This window comes from Mycolicibacterium sichuanense (genome assembly GCF_033741125.1).
Lineage (GTDB): Bacteria > Actinomycetota > Actinomycetes > Mycobacteriales > Mycobacteriaceae > Mycobacterium.
The window spans coordinates 811443-828041 of the sequence record NZ_JAWQPU010000001.1 but is presented as its reverse complement, the minus strand read 5'-3'; the positions used below and the strand labels follow the sequence as shown (position 1 = coordinate 828041).

Below are 16599 nucleotides of genomic sequence, written 5' to 3'. Positions count from 1 at the left end.
AATGGTGACGATGCGCGCCATCCAGATACCCCGGCTCGACGGCCCGACCGCGGCCGAAGTGGTCGACATCGACGAACCCGACCCCGATGACGGCGTCCTGATCGACGTGTACGCCGCCGGGGTCGCATTTCCCGACGCCCTGCAGAGCCGCGGGCTGTACCAGCACCGGCCGGAGCTGCCGTACGTGCCGGGCGCCGAGATCGCCGGCGTGGTCCGCAGCGCACCCGCCGACGCCCACGTGCGTGCCGGTGACCGCGTCGCCGGGCTCACGATGCTCACCGGGGCGATGGCCGAAGTCGTTGCGCTGCCGGCAGATCGGGTGTTCAAGCTACCCGACTCGGTGTCGTTCGAGGCGGGCGCCGGGCTGCTGTTCAACGACTTGACGGTGCACTGCGCCCTACGTACCCGCGGCAGGCTCGCCGCCGGTGAGTCGGTCCTGGTGCACGGTGCAGCGGGCGGCATCGGCACCTCGACGCTACGACTGGCCACGGCCTGGGGGGCCTCGCGCGCGATCGCCGTCGTCAGCACCGCCGACAAGGGCGACGTCGCCCGCGCGGCCGGCGCCACCGACGTGGTGCTCGCCGACGGGTTCAAGGACGCCGTGCAGGAGCTGACCGGTGGCCGCGGGGTCGACGTCGTGGTCGATCCCGTCGGCGGCGACCGCTTCACCGACTCCCTGCGGTCGCTCGCCCCCGGCGGCCGCCTCCTGGTGGTGGGGTTCACCGGCGGGGAGATCCCGACGGTGAAGGTGAATCGACTGCTGCTCAACAACGTCGACGCCGTCGGCGTCGGATGGGGCGCCTGGGCGATGACCCACCCGGGTTACCTCGCCGAGCAGTGGGCAGAACTAGAGCCGTTGCTGGCCTCCGGCGCGGTGCCTGCTCCGCAGCCCGTCGTCTACCCGCTCGAGCGCGCAGGTGAGGCCATCGCGTCGCTGGAGGACCGCACCGCACGGGGCAAGGTCGTGGTCAAGGTCCGCTGACCCGCGATCGGCGACCACGTTGATCGGAACGATGGCGGCCGGTGAGTAGGTGCGCAATGATGCCGCACATGCGCAACCTCTCGAGTCTGATGTCCATGCTGGCGCTCGTTGGCCTGGCCGCCGCAACGGCCTGTGCCCCTGCCGACGAGCAACCGTCGGCGGGGTCGTCGTCCTCCCCGGCCGCCCAGCAGTGCACCAAGGACTCCCTGGCCACCCTCGCGAAGGGCACCATCACCTTCGGCACCGACCAGCCGGCCTACCCGCCGTGGTTCGTCGATGACGACCCCGCCAACGGCAAGGGCTTCGAATCCGCCGTCGCCTACGCCGTTGCCGGCAAGCTCGGGTACTCCCCCCAGGACGTGAAGTGGGTACGGGTGCCCTTCAATGCCGCCATCGCACCGGGCCCGAAGACGTTCGACGCCAACCTCAACGAGTTCTCGATCACCGACGAACGCAAGCAGGCCGTCGACTTCTCGTCGCCCTACTTCAACGTCACCCAGGCCGTCGTCGCGGTGAAGTCCTCGCCGGCCGCCGGTGTCAAGGACCTGGCCGGGCTCAAGGGTCTCAAGCTCGGCGCGCAAGTCGGCACCACCAGCTATACCGCCGCACAGGCCATCGATCCCGGCGTCGCGGTGTTCGACAACAACGACGACGCGAAGGCGGCGCTGAGCAACGGGCAGATCGACGCCCTAGTGCTCGACCTTCCGACCGCCTTCGAGGTGCAGAGCGAGCTGACCGACGGCGTGATCGTCGGCCAGCTGCCCCCGGGCAAGGAGAAGGAGGAGCAGTTCGGCATCGTGCTGGACAAGGGCAGCCCCCTGACGGCCTGCGTGTCCAAGGCCGTCGACGACCTCGGTACCGACGGTGAGCTGTTCAAGTTGCAGAAGGTTTGGCTCACCGGCGCCGGCAACGCTCCGGTCCTGTCGTGACCACGGCCGCCCTGGACCGGGTGGCCTATCGGCAGTCGCGGGCCCGCCGGTCCACGCTGATCGCCCTGGTGTCGACCGTGGTGTTCGCGGCGGTCCTGCTGGTGGCGGTCACCTCCTCGCCCGGCTGGCCGCGCGTGCGGGAGTCGTTCTTCAACCTTCGGGTCGGGTGGGAGAGCCTGCCGGCGTTGCTCGAGGGGTTGTGGCTCAACGTCCGCGTGCTGATCGTCTGTCAGGTGCTGATCCTGATCTTCGGACTGGGCCTTGCCGCGATCCGCACTTTGCGCGGTCCCGTGTGGTTTCCCTTGCGGGCGTTGGCAACTGGCTATGTCGATCTGTTTCGTGGCCTGCCACTGCTGATCTGCCTGTACCTCGTCGGGTTCGGCCTGCCGGGTCTGCGACTGTCCGGCATGCCGTCCAATCCGGTGGTGCTCGGGGGCATCGCGCTGGTCCTGATCTACTCCGCCTACGTTGCCGAGGTGTTCCGGGCCGGCATCGAGTCGGTGCACCCGTCCCAGCTGGCCGCCGCGAAATCCCTTGGCCTGAACTATCGGCGGACCCTGCGCCTGGTGGTGCTGCCGCAGGCGACGCGCCGGGTGACCCCCGCTCTGCTCAATGACTTCGTGGCACTGCAGAAGGACTGCGGACTGATCTCGGTGCTCGGCGCCGTCGATGCGGTGCGTGCCGCACAGATCCAGGCGGCGACGTCCTACAACTTCACCCCCTACGTCGTGGCGGGTCTGCTGTTCGTCGCACTGGCCGTACCATCCGCGCGACTGGCCGATTGGGCCGCCCGGCGCTCCGCGGTCCGGCAGGGCGCCGTATGACACCGGTGCTGCGCATCCGGGGGCTGACCAAGGCCTACCACGATCGGCCCGTACTCGACGGGATCGACCTGGACGTGGCCGAGCACCAGGTCGTCGTACTCATCGGAGCATCCGGTTCGGGAAAGTCGACGCTATTGCGGTGCGTCGACCTGCTCGAGGAGATCGACGACGGTCAGATCCTGCTCGACGGCCGCGACATCAGCGATCCCCGCATCGACGCCGACGAGGCCAGGCAGGCCATGGGCATGGTCTTCCAGTCCTACAACCTCTTTCCGCACATGACCGCGCTCGCCAACGTCGCACTGGCACCGCGGGTGGTGCACGGGTCCAGCCGCCGGGAGGCCAACGAGCGCGGCCGGGACCTGCTGGCGCGGGTCGGGTTGGCCGCGCACGCGGATGCCTACCCGGACAAGCTCTCCGGTGGGCAGCAGCAACGAGTGGCCATCGCCCGCGCCCTGGCCCACGACCCCCGGTTGCTGCTGCTCGACGAGATCACCAGTGCCCTCGACCCCGAACTCGTCGGCGAGGTCCTGACGCTGGTGGGCGAGTTGGCCGCCGCCGGCCGCACCATCGTGATGGCGACCCACGAAATGGCATTCGCCCGTGACGTCGCCGACCTGGTGTGCTTCCTCGACGGCGGCACGATCGTCGAATCCGGCCCTGCCAAACAGGTTCTCACCGAGCCGCGGCAGGACCGGACCCGTCGGTTCCTGCGGCGGTTCACCGGGCTCGACCCGTCGTAACCGGACTACGTCAGCTGGAGCACCACGGCATAGCCGTCGTGGTCGCCGGTGGTCGCAGTCGCGGAGTCATGGGCATTGTCGAGGGGAACCATGCCGACGAACGTCGCTTGGCCGCTCGAGAGCAGCCGGGTGACCAGCGCGGTGCGGGCCATCTCAGAGGAGACGTAGGCATGGGCGGGTAGCCAGTTGTTCAGGACCAGCGTCTCGGTGCTGAACGCGCCGCTCCACACGTACCCAGTGCTGGTCTGCACCGGGTCGGGCCCGAAGATCCGGCCGTGGTCGTTGGGCACGAGGAAGAAGTTGTCGGAGAAGCCCAGCAGCGGGATCGCGGGCTGCTGGCCATAGGTGACGTCGTCGATGATGCCGGCGAAACCGGTGCTGTGGACGGGCTGCGCGGCGAAGCCGGACCAGAACATCGCGGTGTCCAGCCGCTGGGTCGCCTGGGCGGGAGTCGTCGACACCGGGTCGAGGATGATCACGTTCACCGCCTCCAGGACCTGCTTGCCACCCGACGGCAGTCCCCCGTAGTTGGAGATCTGCCCGGTGGGCAGCAGCATCCACTTTCCGATCTCGCCGTAGGGGGTGGCGGCCTCGTCGGCGGGGTCGGGCACGGTGGCGGACGTCGCCGGGTTCGGTGCCGGCTGCGCCGAGGTGTACACGCCAGCGGGCAGCGTGTGCGGCGCGAAGGCGTAGTCGAGTTCCCGGCTGACCAGCTGCAGGACGCCCAGCACGAACTGCACCGGCGTGATCGGGGAACCGCTGGCCACCGCTGCCAGCGAGTAGCCGACGGCGTCCAGGAACGTGGTGACGACTGCGGCGACGACGTCGATCGGGTTCGGGGCGGGACGGGTCACGATGACCTGCGTCGGCGTTGCCGCGGCGGCGCTCACCGATGTCGTTGCCGGCGAGGGTGATTCGGTGACCCGCTGCTCGGCTGGTGTCGACGACACGACCGTGGCGGCCCGGGCCGCCGCGCGGACGGTCGCCGTGGCGTCGTCGGTCTTGGCGCGAACCACCGGCACCACCGGTTCGGCGCCGGGTCGAGCGGACGTCGTGGGCTGGGTGGCCGCGCCGGAGTGCTCGCTCGCCCGTGGACCGGCCTCGCGCGCGGCGACCGCCTGCCCGGACGGCGGGGTGACGACCGGGGCCGGGTCGTCGCGCGACGTGTCGACCTGCTTGGGAACCTCAACGACGTCCTCGTCCGGCGGATCGCTCGCGTGACGCGTTGGCGTACCACCGCCGATGACCATCTTGGGCACGTCCGGCACGTTCGACGCATGGGTCGCGGTGCCGGCGGAACCGGGCGTCGCCGTACTCGGATCGGCAACCGCACTGGCCCCGGACGTCGACTCTGGCGCCGACTGGCTCGAGCTGCTCGCGCCGGCCCCGGCGGTGTCGTCGGCAACCGCAGGCCCGGCACCACCGACCACGGCGGCACCCACCCCGAGGGCGAACGCCATGGCGCCGACGCGGGTCGCAGCGTGCCGTCCCATGACCACCCCCTTGACGGCCCCAGAGCAAAGGAACCGCGGGTGAATGTATCAGGCGCGGGCCGGTAGCGGCAGCGCGCAGGACGAGGTCGCGGTGAACTCGTCACGACTACCCGCCAACTGCGCCGATGATCTTGGTGTCCGAGCTGCGGCACTACCATCGGCCGGCTGGGCTCAGCCCGGTCCTTGGCCCGTCAGTCCAATTCGGCCGACGACGGCAAAGTCGGCGGCGGCAGTCCCCCGGCGACGCGGTCCGCACCGTCGTCGTAGTCCTCGTCGGCGTTGCACGTCAACACGCCAACGGTGGCGCCGGCCGACTCGTACCACACGGTGAACCCGTCGCCGTGGTCGATCAGCCGATCGCGCTGGTAACCATCCCCCCAGGCGTGCTGCTTCAGCGTCGCCTCGCCGATGGAGCTCCAAAACCCGGGCACGGCTTGCCATTCCGCTGCCGAGCCGGCCGCCGAAGCGCCGGCGACGGCACCGTGGTCGTCGGCATCCTGCCAATGTTCGACGGCGATGTGCCGGCCGGCGGTGGCGTTGAACGCCAATGCGACGTCGCCCACCGCGTAGACGTCCCGATGCGACGTGCGCATGTCGGCGCCCACCACGACGCGGCCATCCCGGACGTCGAGGCCGGCGTCGGCGGCCAACCGGACACGCGGCGTCACACCCGTCGCGGCGACGACGAGGTCGCAGGACAGGCCGGTCCCGTCGTCGAGGTGCACGACGCCCGGTTCGACCGCGCGTACCGAGACCCCGCCCAGGTAGCGGGCCCCGGCGTCGGTCACCATCCGTCGCACGCGTTCACCGGCTGCGCGACCGAGCCGCTCGAGCTGGGGGACGTCGCCGGGCGCCACCACGGTGACGTCCAACCCACGCAGCGCCAGGGAGGCAGCCACCTCGCAGCCGATGAAGCCGGCGCCGATGATGACCGCCGACGCGGCGTCGTCGACGTACCGACACAACCGCGCAGCGTCGGCGAGTGAACGCAGCGGTAGTGCGAGGTCACCGCCCGGCACGGACAGCGGCTTGGGGGCCGCCCCACAGGCAAGGACGAGCGCGTCGTAGCCGTACACGTCGGATCCGACCGTGACGGTGTGCGCCGTGGGATCGATCGCGTCGACCTCGGTGGCGAGGTGTAGTTCGATGGCGCGCTGGTCGTACCAGTCCGCGGGGTGCAAGAAGACGTCGTCGGTGTCACCGCGCAGGTAGTCCTTGCTCAGCGGCGGGCGCGCGTACGGTCGTTCGGAGTCTGCGGTCAGGATGCGCACCGGCGCGTCACGGTCGTGGCGCCGAAAGGCGTCTGCCGCGCTCACCCCGCCCGGGCCGCTGCCGACGACGAGCAATCCCTTGCGATCCGGCTCAGCCACGGTCTCTTCCGTTCTCGTATGTCCCGGCGTGGTGCGCGTCCCACGGCGCCCGAACTCCACTGCAGACCGGGAGTCCGGGCGTCGGCAGGTCGATCCGCTACTGCTCGGCCTTCTGGCGCGCCTCGTTGGCCTCGGCCGCGGCGCGGGCGCTGTCCGCTTCGGCTTCCTTCTTCGCCACCTCACGCTGCGCGTCGGCCTTGTCGCTCTGAGCCTCGCCCTCGCGGCGCAGATCGTCGCGTCCGGTGACGGCGCCGACGGCCTCCTTGGCCTTGCCCTTGACGCCTTCCACGACGCCACTGATGCCTTCTGCCGGTCCGCTCTTGTCGTCAGCCATTTCAGATCTTCCCTTCATTCGACGGTGTCGGGGCGCTGCCGGCTGAACGCCTTCGATGGTGCGGAGCCCGTCGCCCCACGCCTAGTTCGTTGCCCGCAACCTCTGGCACCAAACCTGTGCGCGTAGACGTCGCCGAACCGGGTACGTGCCCGGGCATGACTCGAATCGGCTACTTCCTCTCCTGCGAACAGTACGGTCCCAAGGAATTGATCGACCAGGCCAAGCGCGCCGAAGACGCTGGCTTCCAAGCACTGTGGATCTCCGACCACTTCCATCCGTGGAACGACGAGCAGGGTCAGAGCCCGTTCGTCTGGGGTGTCATCGGCGCGCTGTCCGAGGCGACCTCACTGCCCGTCTCCACTGCGGTCACCTGCCCGACCATCCGGATCCACCCCGCGATCCTGGCCCAGGCCGCCGCCACCGCCGCCGTGCAGCTCGACGGCCGCTTCGTGCTCGGTGTCGGCAGCGGCGAGGCGCTCAACGAGCACGTCCTCGGTGACCCCTGGCCGTCGGTAGGCCTGCGGCTGGAGATGCTCGAGGAGGCCATCGAGGTGATCCGGTTGCTCCATCGCGGTGAAGAGGTCAGCCACCACGGGGTGCACTACGAGGTGCAGGAGGCGCGCATCTACACGCTGCCGGACCAGCCGGTGCCGATCTACGTGTCCGGGTTCGGACCGCAGGCCGCCGAGTTCGCGGGTCGTGTCGGCGACGGGTTCTGCATGGTCACACCCGATGCGGACCTGGTGAAGGCGTTCCGCGGCGCCGGTGGAGGGGACAAGCCCGTGCAAGCCGGTATGAAGGCCAATTGGGACGCCGACCCGAGCACGGCACTGGAGGTCGCGCACCGGCTCTGGGCCAACGACAGCCTGCCCGGGCAGTTGGCCCAGATCCTGCCCCGGCCCATGGATTTCGAGGCGGCGATGTCACTGGTGCCCGAGGATGCGGTGGCGTCGACGATCGCCTGCGGCCCAGATGTCGACCTTCACGTCGAGCGCGCCAAGGCCTACCTCGACGCCGGAGTCGACGAGCTCTACGTCCAGCAGATCGGACCCGACAAGGCGGGATTCTTCAGCGCCTGGCAGCGCGACGTGCTCCCCCAAGTCAAGGGATAGCGGGATGCGCTCCGCGGGGGGCGGAGCGGATTCCGTTGATGCACAGGCTTCTTACACAGCTGTGGACGTTCGGGTCGCAAGGTGGCGGTCGCGCACGTCGGTGAGGAACGCGGTCGTCTCCTCGGCGCAGCGCCTGGCGTGCGCGCCGTCGACCAGGTCGAATGCGTGCCCCGCCCACGGAATCTCGCTGTAGCGCACGGTTTCCCGCGACACCGCCGATAGCGCTTCGTGGAAGTTGCGCGCCTCGCCGACGGGGATGAGCGTGTCCTTCTCCCCGTGGATGAGGAAGAACGGCGGGGCGCCCTCGTGGATGCGCGCCAGCGGCGATGCGGCCCGATAGATCTCGGGGTGGCGAGATTGACTGCGCCGCACGACGACCCGTTCGAGGAAGTCCTGGAAGTTCCTGCGGGTCGGGGTGGACCTGTCCTCCCAGTCGTATCGACCGTAGATGCCGACCACCGCGTCGACCGTGGTGTCGGCGTCCTCGGCGAGTTCGCCGCGAAACGCCGGGTCACCGGGCGTCAACCCGGCCAGCGCGGCCAGGTGGCCACCCGCCGAACAGCCTGCGATGGCGAGGAAGTCGGAGTCGCCGCCGTACTCGGCGGCATTGGCCCGCGCCCACGCGATGGCGGCGTTGACGTCGGCGATCTGTCGCGGCCACCGGTGCCTCGGTGACACCCGGTAATCCATCGTCAGACACACCCAGCCACGCCGCACCAGGTGCGCCAGCAGCGTGTGCCCCTGCATCACCCGGGTGCCCTGCACCCACGCGCCGCCGGGGACGAAGAGCAGCACCGGCGCCGGACCCGGCGGCAGCTCGGGTAGCCGCCACACGTCGAGGACCTGGGCCGCGTCGTCGCCGTAGCGAATCGAGTCACGGTGCAGGAAGGCCCGTCGCTGCGCACGGGCCTTGGCGAACGGCGGGACCTTGCGGACGCCGTTGCGTTCCAGTTCGGCCGCGGCGCGATTGCTCAACTGAGCGGTGCGCCGGCCGACCGCGGCCTGCAGCGTCGCCGGAGCGTAGTGCCCACCCCACAGCGCCAATGCGGTCAAGCCGGCGAACGGCTCGAGCCGCTTGCCAATCACCGGCAGTGAGGAGTAGAGCCGGGTGGAGGCCAGCACCAACTCGACCGGATTGGCTCCGGCGACGGCCCGTCGCATCCATCGGGTGGCACTCGCCGGCGCATCGTTGCGCGTTGGCGACATGAGGTCAGTCCCGACCGGCGGGGTCGGTGGAGGTGCGGCACGGCGAGCAAACGGCGTCGTCGAAATCGAATCGACCGCACGTGGGGCAGATGAAATCGAGCAAGGAAGCTCCCTGTCAACGAGAACGGGCGCCGACCTGGCTGCAGCGCTGGGGGGTCCGTACCCATCCGTCAGCGCGATCAAACCGTTTGGTCCGCCACGTTCACGCGTTCGCGCTTAGGGCTTGTGCCAGTGCCACTGCGCGGTGAGCCATGGGCGGGCGTCGGGCAGGGTGTCGCGCACCGCGCCGACGACCCCCGGCCAGAACTGCTCGTCGTAGTCGTCCCCGGAGAGCCAGCCACCGGGGGCCACCTTGGGTGCCCACGCGGTGATGTCGGCGACGACGCTGTCGTAGTCGTGCCTGGCGTCGAGGTGGACCCAGGTCAGGGATCCGTCGGCGAAGAAGTTCGCCGCCCGCGGCGATGAGCTGATCATCACGTCGACGGTGTCGGCGAAACCACAGGCGATGATGTTGCGGTGCAGTAGCCCGGCCAGCGTGCCGCCGCCGTGCTCGACGGCTGGCGCGTGAGCGTCGTGGTTGCCCTGGCCCTCCTGGCCGCTGCCGCGGCAGGTGTCGATGCCGATGACCGTGTACTGCCGCCCCGAACTGCGCACCACGTCCGCCAGCGAGCAGAGGCTGCGCCCCAGATAGCAGCCCACCTCGACGAACGTGCTGCCCTCCGGAAATTCGGCCACGGCGCCCTGCTGCCCCTCGCGCCAGTGGAACCAGCCGGGAATGTCCGACCACTGGGTGACCTCGAGGGCGAATGAATCCTGTGCGGGATGACCCATGACGGGGGCGTCCTCCTAGCGGGTGTCCGCCCCGCCTGCCGGTCGAGGCACCGATGAACTGCGCGGCGCGCGTGAACCAGTTACCCGCGACCGCAGAATGCAATCAGGCGACACCCGGGCGCAAGACCTCGTCGCACGCCCCGGCCACCACCTGGTGGTAGAGCCGGACCGTGGCCTCCCTGACCCGACGCCGCTGCTCGGCACGATGGACGCGGCGTGCCTCGTCCACGATGGTTGGCGCCGCGCGCGCCCCGAGGACGGCCTGGCGCACCGCCTCGTCGAACCCCTCGGCATCGAATCTGCCGATCCCGTAGCCGAATACGGGATTCGGGTGCTGACGATGGAAGTGACCGCAGTCCGGGACCACCGCCTGCACACCGGCGTCGTGACAGGCCTCGATCCAGCCCGAGTGCGTGCCGTGGCGGTAGGGCAGCACCAGCACGTCCAGATCGGCGAGATAGTCGATCATCTCCTGATCGCTGAACCGGCGATGCGTCCGCACGTCGACACCGGCGCGCCGGTACCCGTCGAGGCGCACCCTGCCGGCCTCACCGGCCCGCGGCGCGCCAAGCGCCTCCTCGTCGAGGTCCAGCCGCACCTGCCAGTCGTCGGCCCGTCGTTCGACCAGGCGGTCCAGCAGCGGCCACGGATCGACGTTGGCGCGCAAGTTCTTCGCGTGAATGCCGATGACCTGGCGCCGCCGCGCCTGGCGCGCGGCGCCGACCGCGGCGATGGGCAGCACGTGCGGATGGGGCAACACCGTGGCCTCGCGGCCCCAGCGGCGGGCGATCTCCGCGGCGGCGCCGTCGGTGAGGGTGATGACTGCGGCGGCCGCCGGCACCAGGACGTCGAGCCGCTCGACGTGAGCCTCCTGTGCGACGAAGTGCGGATTCTGCAGATCGTGCACGGTCATGACGAGGGGAATGCGCCGGGCTCCCAGTAGGTCGACGACCTCGCTCAGCCGGTCCGGACCGTCGGTGTCGAAGCCGAAGTGCACGTGCAGGACATCCGGGCCGGGGGCTGGGCCGTCGAGGTAGCGGCGCAGGTGACCGGGGTCGAGCAGCTGCGGCGGCCACCACTGGCCCGGTTCGGTGGCGCCCGGCGGCACCGGGTCGTCGAGCAGCCTGAGCTGGGCGGGGTCGACGACCGAGCGCACGTAGGGATGCGCGGCGGGGATCGACGCTACGGTCAGCACGGCTTGCCAATCAGCTGGTGGGGTTCGCCCATCGCCGAGGGACCGGCGGGGCGCGCAACGAGGCCATACCCGCCTTCGGCAGCGGCTACGCTCGCGACGGTGACCGACCTGGGCCGTATCCGCCACTACGGCGACTTCTACGGCCTGTCCGATGGCTCGCCCGACGCCGCCGGGCCGCTGTGGGTCGTGATGGGCAACTGCCAGGCCGAAGCCCTGCGGCACGCCCTCGACGCAGTGCCCGACCGCCCATACCGGACGGTGCGGGTGCCACCGGTGCACGAACTCGCCGCCGAGGATCTACCGCACCTGCGCGAGCTGCTGCGACGGACCGCGGTGCTGCTGTCTCAGCCCATCCGGGCCGACTACCGCGACCTGCCGCTCGGGACGGCGCAGCTGGCCGCGGAGCTGCCCACGTCCGCGACCCTGTTGCGCTGGCCGGTGATCCGCTACGCCGGTCTCTACCCGTTCCAGGTCATCGTGCGACGGCCAGCGGACCGATCGATCGTCCCGCCAGCGGTGCCCTATCACGATCTGCGCACCATCGTGGCCGCCCTGGACGGGCGCGGCCCCGACGATCCGTGGGACGTCCACGTCGAACCGGAACGCCTGCGCGCGGTTGCCGCGGCCAGCATCGCCACCCTCGCCGAGCGGGAACGCCGCGACACCGACGTGGGCGTCTCCGACGCGCTGGGCCCGGCGGGCGTCGACGCCGCGCACGCCATCAACCATCCGGGCAACACCGTCTTCGCAGAGCTGGCCCGCCGGATCCTGGGCGAGCTGGACGTGCCTGCACGACTTGCCGATTCGAACCTCGGCAGCGCTCCCCTGCTGGGTTCGGTGTTCGTCCCGCTCGAACGGCGGGTGCTCGACGCTCTCGGCCTCGCCGGCACGACCCGCACCCGATGGCTGTTCCAGGGGGAGTCGATCGACCCCGAGTGGGTACATCGAGTGCAAATGACTTGGTATCAGGACAACCCCGACTTCCTCGGACTCGCCGTCGAACGGCACCGCACCACCTTCGACCTACTTGGCCTTCCCACCGGTGGGGTCGCTCCTTGACCCCTTCCGTGGTGCACCTCATCGTCGGTCCGGGGCAGCACGGTGTCGTGCGCTTCGGCGTCGAACTGCAAGCCGCGCTCGACGCAGGCGGTGTGGTGACCGTGCCGCATCGCGCCTCCGACGCCGCCGGAGTCCTCGACGCGATCCCAGCGGGCCTCGGGGTGCATCTGCAGTTCACCGATCGACTGTTCGGCGCCGACGCCCGCCAGGCGGTGGACGCCGTGCGCACCCTGACCGCAGGCGTGCACCGGGGTGGCGGCCGGGTCACCGCGACGCTGCACGACCTCCCCCAGCCCACCGACCGCGCCAACTACGCCGTCCGGTCGCAGGCCTACGCCGCACTGTCCGAGCTGCTCGACGGCATCGTCGTCAGTAGCGACCACGAACGACTGCTGTTGCGCGACATCGGGATCGACGTACCGGTCACCGTCGTCCCACTGCCCATTGCCGCGCCGGCGGTCGACCGCAGCACGCCTCCGGCTCCTCCGTCGGTGGCGGTGTTCGGCTTCGTCTACCCCGACAAGGGACACTCCGACGTCCTGGAGGCGATGCGCGGACTACCACCGCAGGTCCGGATGATGGCCATCGGTGAAGCGTCGGCCGGGCACGACGACCTGATCGACGGGCTGGCCCGTCTCGCCAACGCGCAGGACCGGCCCTTCGTCGTCACCGGGCACGTCCCCGATGACCAGGTGGTGGGCCAGTTGCAGGCCGTGACGGTGCCGGTCGTGCACCACCGGCACGTGTCGGCATCGGGCTCGCTGAACTCCTGGATCTCGGCGGGCCGCCGACCACTGGTGCCGGCCACGCGGTACGCATGCGAGATGACCGACCGGAATCCCGGTGCGCTCAACCTCTTCGCCGACGAACCGGGAGCACTGTCGGCCGCGATCCGTGCCGCACTGGACGACCCATCCTCGACCTGGATCGCGCCCGGCACCGTGTGCTCGCCCACGCCGAGGCAGGCTGCCGACGGATACCGGCGTCTGCTGGCCGAGGTACACCGGTGAGTTCGGCGCCGCGGCCGGTGCCCCTGCCCGACGGCCGCTTCGCCGTTCCGGCCAATCGCTGGGACCTGCTGGACGACATGCCGTCTCGGCCCGCGAGGGTGGGCGTGGTGGTACCCCACTACGAGCAGCCGGAGCGGCTGGCCCTGGTGCTGCGGGCTCTCGAACTTCAGGATCATCCGGCCGAGCTGATCGACGTGGTGGTCGCCGACGACGGGTCCGCGACCCCGCCCGAGGTCACCTCGTCGACGCTGCGGGTCACCGTCGTTCGCCAGGACGACCAGGGTTTCCGCGCCGCGGCCGCGCGCAATCTCGGCGCGGCCGCGACCTCGGCCGAGCTGCTGTGCTTCCTGGACGCCGACACCGTTCCCGAGCCCGGATACCTGCGGCACGTCACGCGCTTGCCGTCGCTGGTACCCGACGCCGTATCGGTCGGAAGGCGACGGCACGCCGACCTGACCGGTTGGACGCCAGACATGCTTGCGGACTGGTGGGCCGGTCGGTCGAGCCCACCGATCCTGTCCGAACCGGACTGGCTCGTCGAGGCCTACCGCGACAGCCACGACCTGCTGGCGGCCGATTACCGGTCCTACCGCTACGTCATCAGCGCCGTGATGTGTTGCAGCCATGCGTTGTTCGACGAGGTCGGCGGTTTCGACGAGTCCTTCCACGAATACGGCGGCGAGGACTGGGAATTCGCGCACCGCGCGATGGTGGGTGGCGCGGTGGTTCAGCATGCCCGCGACGCGGTCGCCTGGCACGACGGCCCCGACTGGGGTGACCGCGACGTCTCCGAACGGGCCACGGCCAAGAACCGCGAGGCGCTGGCGATGGCGCGGCTCATCCCCGATCCCGTCGCCCGCCGGGCGGGATTGCGCTACGGGATCCCCCGGGTGTGCGTACGGATCGACACCGACGCGCACGGTGCCGGCTCCCTCGTCGCGACGATGGGTTGTCTGCTGCACGAGGACGTCGGCATCTGGCTCTGCGGCGCGACTGCCGCGACCCTGCTCGAGCTGCTGGGCATCGACGATCCGCGCGTGCACGTCGGACCGGTGCCGGACGCGATCGCCCGGCGCTGCCAGCTGCGGGTGGAGACGACCGGGCGTCCCGTCCTACCCAGGGCGTCGTTCACCGAACTGCTCAGGCGCTGCAGCGCGCCAGAGGTGGGTCGGGTCCAGACCACCGGCGCGGCAGCGGATTTGGTGGTCGAGGCGAACTGGGCCCTGCACCGTTGCCGGCGGTGGTCGATCGAGGTCGCCGACGTCGCCACGGTGCTGACCGCTCCTGCCGACGAGGTCGGGCTGGTGGCGGCCGACCCCGACGCCGACCTGTCCTGGTAACCCGTCAGCGCGGCGGCTCGGAGGTGCGCACCTCGTCGCCGCGCAGGGGGCGCACCAGCGCCCAGACGAAGAACGCCACGGCGACGGCGAGCAGGATCAGCCCCACCCACCAGTTGGCGTCCGTGCCGACGTAGAGGTCCGACCGGTTGGATGCCGCGGCCGGATCGGCGTGATCGGGCAGCACCGCGGGCACGAACCCGGCGACGGTCAGCACCACGCCGTAGATGGCGAGCAACGCACCGATGACGTTGCGGATGTCGAACAGGTGCGACAGCACCCTGTTGGTATGCGGGACGGCCATTCTCGGCTCCGATCCTGTTCGCTAGTGGAAGACGACGTTGAACACGATGGCCAGGACGAGCATCACCGCGCCGAGCGGGACCGCGCGCTGATACCACGGCCGGCCCGCCTCGTCGGGGTCGGACATGATGTCCACCTGCGTCTCGGAGTAGACGAAGCCGACCAGCTCCTCCCGCGGTTTCGGAGTGGTGACCATGCTGACCGCGACGCTGACCAGGATGTCGACGATGAAGGCGGTGGCGGCCGCCAGGAAGGGCATGCCCTGCCCCGGCAGGTCGATCACGCCGACCTTGGACAGGATGAACACGAAGATCGCCGACAGGGTGCCCGCGACCAGGCCGACCCAACCCGCGGTGGCCGTCATCCGCTTCCAGAACATGCCGAGGATGAAGGTGGCGAACAGCGGGGCGTTGAAGAACCCGAACAGCGTCTGCAGGTAGTCCATGATGTTCGAGTAGCCGGACGCGATCAGCGCTGTGAAGATCGCCAGGATCGTCGCGGCCACGGTCGCGTATCTGCCGACCGCGATGTAGTAGTCGTCGGAGCGGTCCTTGACCACGTACTGCTGCCAGATGTCATAGCTGAAGACGCTGTTGAACGCCGAGATGTTCGCCGCCATGCCTGCCATGAACGAGGCGATGAGACCGGCGATCGCCACGCCGAGCAGACCGTTGGGCAGGATGTCGCGGATCATCAGCAGCATGGCGTCGTTGTAGGTGACGTCGCCGGCGCCGGTGGACTTGAGCTTGATCATGTCGCCGATCGAGGCAGCGGCGATCATGCCCGGGACCACCACCACGAACGGAATCAGCAACTTCGGGAACGAGGCGATGATCGGCGCGCGCCGCGCCGCCGACATCGAGTTCGACGCCATCGCGCGCTGCACCTCGACGAAGTTCGTCGTCCAATAGCCAAAGGAGAGTACGAAGCCCAAGCCGAAGACGATGCCGACCACGGACCAGAACGGGCTGTCGAAACCGCTGAGCGCCTGGCCGGGCCACGTCGTCAGCTGCTCGTGCACGGTCGCGGTCACCTTCTCACCCGCCCCGACGGTGTCGACGACCCTGTCCTTCAATCCCGTCCAGCCGCCGACCTTGATGAGCCCGAAGACGGTCAGCGGCACCAGCGCGGCCAGGATGACGAAGAATTGCAGCACTTCGTTGTAGATGGCGGCCGACAGCCCGCCGAGTGCGGTGTAGGTCAGCACGATCGCCGCCGCGACGAGCAGCGAAACCCAAGTGGCCCAACCCAAGAGCACGTTGATGACCGTCGCCAGCAGGAAGAGGTTGACCCCCGCGATGAGCACCTGGGCGACCGCGAAGCTGATGGCGTTGACCAGGTGGGCACCGGTTCCAAAGCGGCGGCGCATGAACTCGGGCACGCTGCGGACCTTGGAGCCGTAGTAGAACGGCATCATCACGATGCCAAGGAAGATCATCGCCGGGACGGCGCCGATCCAGTAGTAGTGCATGGTCGCCAGGCCGATCTGGGCGCCGTTGGCGGCCATGCCCATGATCTCCACGGCGCCCAAATTCGCCGAGACGAACGCGATGCCGGTGACCCAGGCCGGCAGGCGCCGGCCGGACAGGAAGAAGTCCAGGCTCGTCGAGACCTGGCTGCGGGCCAGATAGCCGATGCCGAGCACGAAGACGAAGTACACCGCGATCAACGCGTAGTCCACCCCGCCGACGTTCAGCCGCAAGACGTCGTCTGCCACGAACGTGGTCATCGTGCCCATCAACTCCTTCGTTGAGTGATCCCGACCACTGTCCTAACATGTTCTAACAGAAACACGCAACATCCGTCGTTTCGATCTGGGCCGAAGCGGCTCCGAACGGTTGATCATGTTTGTTACTGTTCGATCGGGATCA

At 69.7% G+C, this 16599-nt stretch carries 16 protein-coding genes; 8 read left to right on the top strand and 8 right to left on the bottom strand.

Annotation, left to right across the window (positions count from 1 at the left end):
• Positions 1-10 precede the first annotated feature (10 nt).
• From SBI80_RS03985 to SBI80_RS03970, 4 genes are all read left to right on the top strand, one after another.
• Complete coding sequence (locus tag SBI80_RS03985; protein ID WP_318973673.1) at positions 11-982, top strand: NADPH:quinone oxidoreductase family protein; 972 nt, start codon at positions 11-13, stop codon at positions 980-982.
• A gap of 68 nt (positions 983-1050) precedes the next feature.
• On the top strand, positions 1051-1911 hold the full coding sequence (locus SBI80_RS03980) for an ABC transporter substrate-binding protein (protein WP_318973109.1): 861 nt from the start codon (positions 1051-1053) through the stop codon (positions 1909-1911).
• Positions 1908-2735, top strand: a complete 828-nt coding sequence (locus SBI80_RS03975; RefSeq protein WP_318973108.1) for an amino acid ABC transporter permease — start codon at positions 1908-1910, stop codon at positions 2733-2735. Before SBI80_RS03980 ends, SBI80_RS03975 begins: the two co-directional genes overlap by 4 nt.
• A complete protein-coding gene (locus SBI80_RS03970) occupies positions 2732-3478 on the top strand; it encodes an amino acid ABC transporter ATP-binding protein (RefSeq protein ID WP_318973107.1) in 747 nt (248 codons plus the stop codon). Before SBI80_RS03975 ends, SBI80_RS03970 begins: the two co-directional genes overlap by 4 nt.
• A gap of 5 nt (positions 3479-3483) precedes the next feature.
• Here the strand turns inward: SBI80_RS03970 and SBI80_RS03965 are convergent, their stop codons facing one another.
• From SBI80_RS03965 to mbp1, 3 genes are all read right to left on the bottom strand, one after another.
• The gene (locus SBI80_RS03965; protein ID WP_318973106.1) at positions 3484-4971 is read right to left on the bottom strand and encodes a hypothetical protein; all 1488 of its coding nucleotides are present in this window, start codon (positions 4969-4971) and stop codon (positions 3484-3486) included.
• A 191-nt stretch (positions 4972-5162) separates the two neighbouring features.
• Positions 5163-6341: an NAD(P)/FAD-dependent oxidoreductase gene (locus SBI80_RS03960; protein ID WP_318973105.1), complete on the bottom strand. Its 1179-nt coding sequence runs from the start codon at positions 6339-6341 to the stop codon at positions 5163-5165.
• A 97-nt stretch (positions 6342-6438) separates the two neighbouring features.
• Positions 6439-6675 (bottom strand): microaggregate-binding protein 1, encoded by a 237-nt coding sequence (mbp1, locus tag SBI80_RS03955; RefSeq protein ID WP_318973104.1) that lies wholly within the window; start codon positions 6673-6675, stop codon positions 6439-6441.
• A gap of 155 nt (positions 6676-6830) precedes the next feature.
• On the opposite strand from mbp1, the gene SBI80_RS03950 reads away from it, so the two are divergent.
• Positions 6831-7787: a TIGR03557 family F420-dependent LLM class oxidoreductase gene (locus SBI80_RS03950; RefSeq protein ID WP_318973103.1), complete on the top strand. Its 957-nt coding sequence runs from the start codon at positions 6831-6833 to the stop codon at positions 7785-7787.
• Between the two features lie 51 nt (positions 7788-7838).
• Here the strand turns inward: SBI80_RS03950 and SBI80_RS03945 are convergent, their stop codons facing one another.
• From SBI80_RS03945 to SBI80_RS03935, 3 genes are all read right to left on the bottom strand, one after another.
• Entirely contained in the window at positions 7839-8993 is a 1155-nt protein-coding gene (locus SBI80_RS03945) for an alpha/beta hydrolase fold domain-containing protein (RefSeq protein WP_318973102.1), read from the bottom strand.
• 216 nt (positions 8994-9209) lie between these two features.
• Positions 9210-9824 carry a class I SAM-dependent methyltransferase gene (locus tag SBI80_RS03940; RefSeq protein ID WP_318973101.1) on the bottom strand — a complete coding sequence of 205 codons (615 nt, stop codon included), beginning with the start codon at positions 9822-9824 and terminating at the stop codon, positions 9210-9212.
• A gap of 103 nt (positions 9825-9927) precedes the next feature.
• A complete protein-coding gene (locus SBI80_RS03935) occupies positions 9928-11019 on the bottom strand; it encodes a glycosyltransferase family protein (protein WP_318973100.1) in 1092 nt (363 codons plus the stop codon).
• Positions 11020-11118: 99 nt separating this feature from the next.
• Here SBI80_RS03935 and SBI80_RS03930 point away from each other — a divergent pair, with 99 nt between their 5' ends.
• The 3 genes from SBI80_RS03930 to SBI80_RS03920 are packed head-to-tail and all read left to right on the top strand — an operon-like array spanning position 11119 to position 14428.
• Positions 11119-12078 carry a WcbI family polysaccharide biosynthesis putative acetyltransferase gene (locus SBI80_RS03930; protein ID WP_318973099.1) on the top strand — a complete coding sequence of 320 codons (960 nt, stop codon included), beginning with the start codon at positions 11119-11121 and terminating at the stop codon, positions 12076-12078.
• The gene (locus SBI80_RS03925; protein ID WP_318973098.1) at positions 12075-13088 is read left to right on the top strand and encodes a glycosyltransferase family protein; all 1014 of its coding nucleotides are present in this window, start codon (positions 12075-12077) and stop codon (positions 13086-13088) included. The genes SBI80_RS03930 and SBI80_RS03925 overlap by 4 nt, the downstream gene beginning before the upstream one ends.
• The gene (locus SBI80_RS03920) at positions 13085-14428 is read left to right on the top strand and encodes a glycosyltransferase (protein WP_318973097.1); all 1344 of its coding nucleotides are present in this window, start codon (positions 13085-13087) and stop codon (positions 14426-14428) included. The genes SBI80_RS03925 and SBI80_RS03920 overlap by 4 nt, the downstream gene beginning before the upstream one ends.
• Before the next feature lie 4 nt (positions 14429-14432).
• Here SBI80_RS03920 and SBI80_RS03915 read toward each other — a convergent pair whose 3' ends face one another.
• Both SBI80_RS03915 and SBI80_RS03910 read right to left on the bottom strand, forming a co-directional pair.
• Positions 14433-14729: a hypothetical protein gene (locus SBI80_RS03915; protein WP_318973096.1), complete on the bottom strand. Its 297-nt coding sequence runs from the start codon at positions 14727-14729 to the stop codon at positions 14433-14435.
• 21 nt (positions 14730-14750) lie between these two features.
• Complete coding sequence (locus tag SBI80_RS03910) at positions 14751-16466, bottom strand: sodium:solute symporter family protein (protein ID WP_413232624.1); 1716 nt, start codon at positions 16464-16466, stop codon at positions 14751-14753.
• Positions 16467-16599 lie beyond the last annotated feature (133 nt).